The 9,067-nt window shown below is 46.5% G+C and carries 6 protein-coding genes; 1 reads left to right on the top strand and 5 read right to left on the bottom strand.

Features of this window, described 5'->3' with window-relative positions:
• The 3 genes from WS34_RS06955 to WS34_RS06945 all read right to left on the bottom strand — a co-directional run.
• Positions 1-765 (bottom strand): FecR family protein (locus tag WS34_RS06955; RefSeq protein ID WP_046403918.1); only part of this gene is annotated, 765 nt, incomplete at its 3' end.
• A gap of 366 nt (positions 766-1,131) precedes the next feature.
• Positions 1,132-3,741, bottom strand: a complete 2,610-nt coding sequence (locus WS34_RS06950; protein WP_046403519.1) for a hypothetical protein — start codon at positions 3,739-3,741, stop codon at positions 1,132-1,134.
• A gap of 1 nt (position 3,742) precedes the next feature.
• Positions 3,743-4,525 carry a 4Fe-4S binding protein gene (locus tag WS34_RS06945; protein WP_013610678.1) on the bottom strand — a complete coding sequence of 261 codons (783 nt, stop codon included), beginning with the start codon at positions 4,523-4,525 and terminating at the stop codon, positions 3,743-3,745.
• Between the two features lie 191 nt (positions 4,526-4,716).
• On the opposite strand from WS34_RS06945, the gene WS34_RS06940 reads away from it, so the two are divergent.
• Positions 4,717-6,057, top strand: coding sequence for an MATE family efflux transporter (locus WS34_RS06940; protein ID WP_229057736.1), 1,341 nt, complete (start codon positions 4,717-4,719; stop codon positions 6,055-6,057).
• Here the strand turns inward: WS34_RS06940 and WS34_RS06935 are convergent.
• Both WS34_RS06935 and WS34_RS06930 read right to left on the bottom strand, forming a co-directional pair.
• Complete coding sequence (locus tag WS34_RS06935; protein WP_022159967.1) at positions 6,054-8,303, bottom strand: cation:proton antiporter domain-containing protein; 2,250 nt, start codon at positions 8,301-8,303, stop codon at positions 6,054-6,056. The two genes, WS34_RS06940 and WS34_RS06935, sit on opposite strands and share 4 nt — an antisense overlap.
• 48 nt (positions 8,304-8,351) lie before the next feature.
• The gene (locus WS34_RS06930) at positions 8,352-9,065 is read right to left on the bottom strand and encodes a LytR/AlgR family response regulator transcription factor (protein ID WP_013610675.1); all 714 of its coding nucleotides are present in this window, start codon (positions 9,063-9,065) and stop codon (positions 8,352-8,354) included.
• Between the last annotated feature and the right edge of the window lie 2 nt (positions 9,066-9,067).

Here is a 9,067-nt window from a genome sequence, read left to right as displayed (position 1 = left end):
ATAAGCCATCACGTTAAAAGAAGTACCCAATACAGTGGTATGTGTATGAGGGGTATGCACAATAAAAGGACGGGCAGAATCCTTCACGACTTCGAAAAAAGCTTCCCCGGTAATAAATACTTCTCTTTTGCCTCTATCGAAAACCACCGGATACTTCATCTCGGTTTCTGAATTCAGCCATACTTTCGTACCGTCCGATAGCGTCATAATGTATTCTCCGGCACGTGGTACACTCAGTTGATGGTATTCCAAAGGCGTTTTCGAAGAATCTTTCACCTGATATACCAACCCGACCAGCGAATCTTCTATGGCTGTGACAGTCCCCAGGTCCATATTTACCTGATGGTCCGCTTTCAATTCCACCTGACGCCCATCCGCCAAAGTCAGTAAAGCTTTTTTCTCTCCCGATTTTACATCTTTTACGATTATTCTTTCGGGTATAACCGAATCCTCCCGGTGTATAAAATAAGAAATACACAAACCGACCACCAGTATCGCCGCCACTCCCGAAACCCAAGCTGTAAGCCGTAATCGGACGGATTTCTTTTCCAAACCCGACCTGATTTTAGAACTAGCCGCAACAGGATCGATATCCGTCCACCGGCACGCATAATGCAGTTTGTAATATGTAGCGCAGAGCTCTTTGTATAAGACCGGATTCCCCTCGTCCTCCTCCAACCAACGGGAAACTTCTTTTTCCTGCTCTTTACTCGCTTTCCCCCCTAATAACAAAGGAAGAAGTCGTATGATCTCTTCTATCTCCATTAAAAACGTTCGTTTCTTTTGGCTGGAATCCGCTACAAGAAAATGGACAAATGAAAATTGAAAACGGACAATGATTGGAAGCCCCTGCTTCCATTAAAAAACGAATAAGGAAAGTGGAATGAAAAATAAAAACAAGAATATACTCACTGATTATCAGAATAATATAATAAATATTCCAAGTACTGTATTACCTTGCCACTTAACCAAGCGTTCCGCAAGGGCTAACGACTTTATAAACTTTATGAACTTTACAAACTTTCAACTAATTTAATCGAACGTTTTTGTTTTCGTAAAGAGAAACAGATTTTAAGAAAAAAAGGGTGAAAGAAAGCAGAACTTTTTTTCTTTTTTTTAAGAATAATTGAATTAACGCCGCAAACTGATCTTTTTCTCCTTTCTGCACACCGTACCATCATTCAATACTCCTTCCAGGATAAAAGTACAGTGGTCACAGGCATCATCCATAAAAAAGCGGACATGAGTAGGTTCGGAAGTTTTCAGCTTAATATTGGGATTCCAGTAAACGGTGGGACGTATATCCGTCGAATCGGCCATGGCCAGACGGACCGAGTCGACATCGTAACGGGGAATATAAAAATCTACCGGTTTCTGATACCCTAGCGGTCTGAATACAGATAAGCCTCTCTGTTTTAGCCGTTCCGGCCGGTAATCGAAATTTTCTGTAAATATCAACGCTCCATCCGGGGCTTCCTGCCCAAAATAAAAATAAGACATTCTTTCATCCAACAGGCTGATACTTAAAAACTGTTCCGGATTCATCATCATAATCCGGTCGAATTCTTCCGGAAAATCATTCAATACCAAATGTAGTTTTTTGCCCCGGTAAGTGATTTCTTCCCCGATCACCATAACACCGGGAATTTCCATAAGGGCCGTACGCATATCTTTCTGTTTCATAGCAGCCAACCGGGCAGAATCCAGCATATACCGGGCCGAAGCATCATAGAAAGAATAATTTTTTTTCGGAGGAGTCCTCCTGACCAAAGCTTCGTCGAGCACATATACTTTCACGCCATGGTCGTAATAAAAATCACGGCCGAATTGCTTATAAAACTCATCTTCTCCGTTCGCTTGCCGACGTTCATACGGAATTTGAATCTCAGGCGCCAGATATACTTCCGAATCGATAATCACTTCTACCCCTTTTCTCCCTTTACTATTTCTGGCCTGTACAATGAAACCGGTATTCTCAGGGAAAGAAATTCTTTCCACCAAAAAATGCCCTGTGCTATCCGCCTGCAATACATCGAACTGCATATTTGTCGACAGCAAAGTCAATTGTGCATCTTTTGCCTCTTTTCCCCAGAAGTTTTTTACTCTCCCCGAAATAGTCTGTCCGCGTTCCATATAATAATCGAGTTGTTCAAACTCTCCGGCAGCGACAGCACCGACATCGAAACGAGTCCATCCCTGTGTCAGCAGCAAAAGATCCAGACAACGGTCCGTAGCCCGGTTTACCTCCCGGAAATAAAAGCCCGGATCTTCGATATACCCTTTCAGATCGGAATTCAGCAGCAGTTCAGAAACAATATTGTCCTGCAGGGAATCGCGCAACACGGCAGCATCGTCCGTCACAGACAGCGAAAAACGCCCCTCCCTCAGCGAATCACTGCTTAAAATAAGTTCAACATCGACCGCTTCCCGGCTCATATATCCGTCCCGATCCGTTCCGATACGAAGATCCGTTTTTTCCGGATGACGGATAAAACATAACCTTTGGCTATAGATCCGGCAACGATAATCCATAAGACACAAATGCAATATTCCCTCCGGGAAATTAACGGCCGACAGTTTTCCATGCAACTTTCCCTCCAGGGGAGTACACACTAGTAATTGCCCCCGGGTATGGGCTATCAGATACAGACTATCCGGCAATACCGCCTGTTCTCCTCCGATCACCCGATAAGACAGTTCACGGCCATTTTGCCGGATACTCAAAGCTATACCGGACCGGTTCTCTTCGGGCAGAAAAAATTTTTTTTCCAGTCCCTGAGCAGACTTCACCTTCACGTAATACGTTTTTCCACTTTCCAACGGACTGTTCAACCATCCCATACCATGATGAATACTCCGGACAATATCCACGATACTATCCCGTTCGTCATACAGATAGCCTTCCACATCGACAGATAACCCATCTTTACCGATCGCTTTAAAAGCGACGGTTTGCCTTGTCCCCGGAATAAACTCCCCGCCTTCAGGAAAAAACGACACAGCATAATCGAGCGTATCGGCAGGCAAATGAATAGTCCGGCTGAATTCATAAGGGATATCGTTCGAAAAACGAATCCGGACATCCGAAGGATCTGCCAACTCCCCTATATTAATCCTGACCTTTCCGGATTCATCCGTTCGCCGGCGGTGTACTTTGCCCTCTTTGTCCTTACCGATCAACTGATAATCGACAGCCAGCTTCCGGTAAGGTTCCTTCCGGGAATTCGACAACCGGACAACCGCATATTTTTCTCCTTGTTCTTCCTGGTAAGTGACTCCGGTCAACACCTTCGAATCCGACGGATTGATTAAATGGATTCTCTTTTTATAAATATAGTCTTCCCCCAGATTCTGCATCCAGTAAGAATAACTCCGCAAAAAATATTCCCCCTGACGAATATCCTCCGGCACCTTTAAATAGCCGGCAAAAACAGAATCGATCAAGGCCAGCTTCACCTTTTTAAGCACCGAATCCCGGCGGTTGACCAGATCGACATACACGAAACGGCTATAAGGAGAAGGCCGGTGGGTAGCCGCATCGACCAGAAAAGCCCGGAACCGGATCGTATCTCCGGCATGATAAGATGGGCGGTCGGTATGCAACCAAACCTTTTCCTGCATTCTGGCCTGTCGTAAAACCATAAAGTTGTGAACGACCCGGGTAAAAAAATCCGGATTGTCCGAAGCTGTGAATCCGATGATACAACAACTTACCACCAGCCAGAATAAAAAACGTTTCATGTCATAGAAATATTTCCGGTTCCCGTCGGGTACTGAAATTCTTAAACAACAGATCGGTATAAGGAGTCTCGAACAAACGCGCCTCATTAGGACATTGCTTTACACACGCACAACACTTTATACAACGCCCGGCATCGCTGACGATCTCTTCTTCCAAACGAATAGCCTGCACCGGACAAATCCCGATACAAAATCCGCATTGTGTGCATAATTCAGCTACCGTCTCAGGAGTCTGAGGGGTTTTGGGACCTTTTACTTTATAGGGGAAATTTCCTTTTACCACGATAGGGGCCACCTCATCCAAAGTCTGAAAACGGTTCAATAACCGCCCTACTTGCTCACCGAAAGCCCGCGCTTTCTGTAAATCCGGATTATCCGGCCTTCCTCCGGCTATCGGCCGGTCGGGTCTGCTATAAGAATGTTCACCGATAAAAGCAGCGCCGGCAACAGGCACAAACCCATGAGCCACACACCAATCCCTCAATTCCAGCAAAGCATCGTCGTAATCCCGGTTACCATAAACGACCACCGCAACGGCAGGTGAATCCTGTCCGTAAATGCCTTCCATCCGCTCCAAAGCTGTTTCTGCGATACGTCCCCCATATACCGGAACGACAATTACCGTGATTCCGGAATGAATCGTGAGGTTTTCCTCCGGTTTTTCATAAGTCAGATCGGTTTCCGAAACGTGCCCGGTTCCCAGACCTTGCAAAACGGTCTCACCAATCATATGAGAAGAATGAGTCGGAGAAAAACAAATGAGATGTGCGTAATCGTAAGTCATAGAATAAAGTGTTGATTTTTCTTTTGCAAAAATAACATTAGTTACCATTTTTCCAAACGGAGTCGATGAAAACCTGACATTTTTTCCAAAGGCTCAAGGACTTGCAGAGAGAATAATCAGTTTGTAGATAAATGTATGACATTTTATGGAATTTACACTACTTTTGTGGACTTAATCATACGAAATCTATCTTGACAGATCTGTTTCCCAATTATACCGAAGAAAAACAAAGCATCCGCAAGTTCTTCAGGAGCTATGTTTACCCGGCCATGTTCAACATGGTGGTCATGGCTTTGTACAACATAGTCGACCGGATATTCATCGGGCAGGGAGCCGGCGCTTTGGCTATCTGCGGACTGGCCCTGACGCTTCCCTGTGTTTCTTTGTTGAGTACCGTCGGCACCCTGACCGGAGTCGGAGCTGCTGCCCGCATTTCCACTTCGATTTCTTTAGGCAACCGTTCCCTGGCCTGCTGTATCCTGGGAAATGCCACTGTATTGAATATCCTGTTATCTACGATTCTGATCGTTTACTCCCTGTATCATCTGGACTTTATCCTGGATATCTTCGGAGGAAGCGGGCAAACTATCCCCTATGCCCGTAAATACATGTCCATTCTGATCCCGGCCAGCTTGCTGACGAATCTGAATTTCACCTATTGCCATGCCATCCGTGCCTCCGGTTTTTCCCGCAAATCGATGACCATCGTCTTCGCGGGAGTGATTGCCAATATTATCCTGGACCCGATCTTCATTTTCGGTTTCGGCCTGGGCATTGAAGGAGCAGCCATTGCAACAGCCCTATCTATGTGTATCAGCTCAGTATTGGTGATCCGTCATTTCAGAAGTCCGTCCAATATCCTGAAACTCCAAAGTAAATGTTTCTCTCCCCGGTTTCCGATCTTAGTTTCCATCGTCGGAATCGGTATGGCCGCTTTTATCATGAACATCACCACAGGTATGGTGAATATTATTATGAACCGCTATCTGGAAAACAACGGAGGAGATTACGCTATCGGAGCCTATGGGATCATCAGTAGTTATTCCATCCAGGTCTCTATGTTGCTCATGGGAATATGCCAGGGCATGCAGTCTGTCATCGGTTATTTTTATGCGGCGGGCCATCGGCAGATGACGCTCCATATCCTGCGGAAAGCCATCCGTACGGGAAGTCTGATCGCCTGTTGCGGCTTTATAATCGGCGAAGCATTCGCTCCCTGGTTGGTCAAAGCCTTTACTTCCGATCCGACGCTGCTACAACTCAGCGAAGAGGGGCTGCGGTATACTTTTCTCGCCATGCCCCTGTTAGGGTTTCAACTGATCGTCACCAGCTATTTCCAGTCGATCCGGCAGGCACCTAAAGCCATCACCATGAATATTTCCCGTCAATTCTTATTTCTGATCCCGGCCCTGGGACTGTTTTCACACTGGTGGGGACTGACAGGCATCTGGCTGGCCATCCCCTTCGCCGACCTGATGGCCACACTGATCGCCCTCTTTTTCTTATGGCGGACCGACCGGAAAGCGGATTAATGGATCAGTTCGTATACATTCATTTCCTCCCCCACTACCCAAACCAGATCGCCGGCTTCGAACACCGTATCGGCATCCGGATTTCTTAACGAGGCCGCTCCCCGTTCCACACCGACTACAACACATTTGTATTTGTCCCGGATACCGGAATCCCGGATACTCTTTCCGTTAAAAGGAGAATCTTCGGTGACCACAAACTGTTTCAGGCATACTTCGCTCTGTGTCAGGTCTGAATCCATCGGTGGCAAGGTCATGGACTGCAGTTTACTCCCAAAACGTTCCAGCTGCTCGTCACTACCGATCACCTGTACCCGGTCTTGTGGAAACAAGCGTTCTTTACCACCCGGAATATTGATACAACTCTGTCCCCTGAAAACAGCGACGACCATCACCCCGAAGCGACTTCCCAAAGCCAGATCGGCCAACGTATATCCGGCCCACAACGATTCGGACGGAATTATAAAATCGGCCATATGTAAATCCCGTGACAGCAGATGTCCGGCAAATTTCGGAGGCAGCCGTGTTCCGGCATGCCGGGCATACACCTCTCTTACCCGGAAATTCCGCAAAAAATGCCGTTCGATCTGGATAGACTGCTTTTTCAGGTAACGGGAATAAAACATCCCGGCCACCAACACGCAAGCCACTCCCAGCAACAAAGCGATAGAAGCTTTAAAAAGCGACACGATCACCACCATGACATACAATATCGCTATCACGAAACGGAATATGACCAGCGACACCAAATAAGCCCGGCTAAAATATCCATCGTTCCACAGGGTTTGAAACTCGGCCGAATGGTTTTTCTTGGCTACGATAGCCCGCAAAAAAGGTGCGATCAATAACAAAATCAGAACGGCACACAACAACCCTCCCCAAAAGCCGGGCAGCGATCCCCGGATCAAGGGCACCAGAAATTGAAACGAGAGAATCAGAATAGCGATGATGATCACCGAATAAATTACCATTATCCGGATCAGCGAGGTCAGTAAACGCTTCCAGTTACTTTCATGATTGACCACCCGGGTACCGGAAGTATAATGCTCGATAAAACGCTTCCATTTCCGTGGCAAATGCTTTTCGACATAGGGATAAGCCGGCTCGGCAGCCCGGATCATATAAGGAGTCAGAAAAGTCGTTATGACGGCTACAGCGATCACGATCGGGTACAAAAAATTACTGGTCACGTGCATCGTCATGCCCAAGCCGGCGATAATAAAAGCGAACTCCCCGATCTGCGTCAGACAAAATCCCGACTGCAAAGCCGTCTTCAGCGGTTGACCGGCCAATACCACTCCCAGGGTACCGAATACCGACTGTCCGATCAAAACGGTAAGCGTAATAATCACAATCGGCCAGATATATTGGGCGATCATCCCCGGATCGACCATCATCCCCACTGAAACAAAAAATATCGCGGCAAACAAATCTTTCACCGGTTTCACCAGACGTTCTATTTTTTCCGCTTCGATCGTCTCGGCCAGAATAGACCCCATCACGAAAGCCCCCAAAGCAGAAGAGAAACCGACGGCTGTAGCGAACACTACCATCAGGAAACACAAACCGAGAGAGACGATCAGCAAGGTCTCGTCACCCATCAGCAAACGGGTACGCCGGAAAAAAGTAGGAATAATATAAATCCCGGTCAGGAACCACAACAGCAAAAAGAACAAGAGTTTCCCGATACTATACACCATTTCCATCCCTTCGAAATTCTTACTGACAGCCATCGTAGAAAGCATCACCATCAAGACGATAGCGACCAGGTCCTCGATGACTAAAATTCCGAACACCAGCCCTGTAAAACGTTGTGTCCGTAATCCCAAATCCTCGAAAGCCTTATAGATAATCGAAGTCGACGACATGGCCAGCATACCTCCCAGGAAGATACTGTCCATCTGTTTCCACCCCATCGCTACCCCGACGATAAAACCCAAAACCACCATACCCACAATGATAGTCAGGGCAGCGATGATAGCAGGACCTCCTACCTTCATTAACTTTTTAAAACTGAATTCCAATCCCAAAGCAAACAACAGGAATACCACCCCGATATCTGCCCAGGTCTGAATATTTCCGCTGTCGATAACCGTCGGGGTTAACGTGATATGCGGTCCGGCAAGAATACCGGCCACGATATACCCCAATACCGACGGTTGTTTCAGACGCTTGAATATCAGGGTCATCAATCCGGCTGAAGCCAGTATAAGAGCCAGATCCGTAATTAATGTAGGTAAGTGTGACATAAACCACGTAATTTGGCCACAAAATTAGCATTTAAACCCTAATTCCGTTCACTTGATCGTCCGCTTATTGAGGAATTCCATAAATTTATCTTTCGAGGAATCTGCTATCGGAATATAAGTCTTTCCGAAAACGATCCGGTTTCGCTCGATGACAGTGATCCGATTCAGATTGACGATAAAAGAACGGTGTACCCGGCAAAAAGAAGCCGGCAACATCTCTTCAAGCGATTTCATACTGATAAGCGAAACGATAGGCGAAGTCACCCCTTCGAGGTATATTTTTACATAATCCTTCAAACCCTCGATATAACAAATTTTAGCCAGTTCGACCTTGACCAGTTTATAATCCGATTTTACAAAAATACAATCCTCTTCCAGACTGTCCCCCTGCGTTTCACGGGTTTTCTCAAACCAATTCAACGCCTTGTTAGCGGCCTTTAAAAATTCAGGATAGCTGACCGGCTTCAATAAATAGTCCAGCGCATCCACCCGGAAACCTTCCAAAGCATACTGTTCGAAGGCGGTTGTAAAGATCACTTTGATCTGTTTATCCAACACCCGGGACAATTCCAACCCATTCAGTTCAGGCATCTGGATATCGAGGAAGATCAGATCCACCGCCTCTTCGCGTAACACCTGCAACACCTCCAAAGCATTCGAGCAACGGGCAACCAATTTCAAAAAAGGTGTCCGCTTGACGTAACTCTCCATCAAATCCAAAGCCAAAGGCTCATCATCGACTATCAAACAATTCAGTTCCATCC

The sequence above is a fragment of the Odoribacter sp. N15.MGS-14 genome (assembly GCF_000980245.1).
GTDB lineage: Bacteria > Bacteroidota > Bacteroidia > Bacteroidales > Marinifilaceae > Odoribacter > Odoribacter splanchnicus.
Note: the sequence above shows the minus strand (reverse complement) of the source record. Positions and strands in the feature narration are given on the sequence as shown.

Bases quoted from the DNA above. Each gene is read 5' to 3' on its own strand.
- WS34_RS06950 (WP_046403519.1), bottom strand. From the start codon at position 3,741: ATGAAACGTTTTTTATTCTGGCTGGTGGTAAGTTGTTGTATCATCGGA.
- WS34_RS06945 (WP_013610678.1), bottom strand. From the start codon at position 4,525: ATGACTTACGATTACGCACATCTCATTTGTTTTTCTCCGACTCATTCT.
- WS34_RS06935 (WP_022159967.1), bottom strand. From the start codon at position 8,303: ATGTCACACTTACCTACATTAATTACGGATCTGGCTCTTATACTGGCT.
- WS34_RS06930 (WP_013610675.1), bottom strand. From the start codon at position 9,065: ATGGAACTGAATTGTTTGATAGTCGATGATGAGCCTTTGGCTTTGGAT.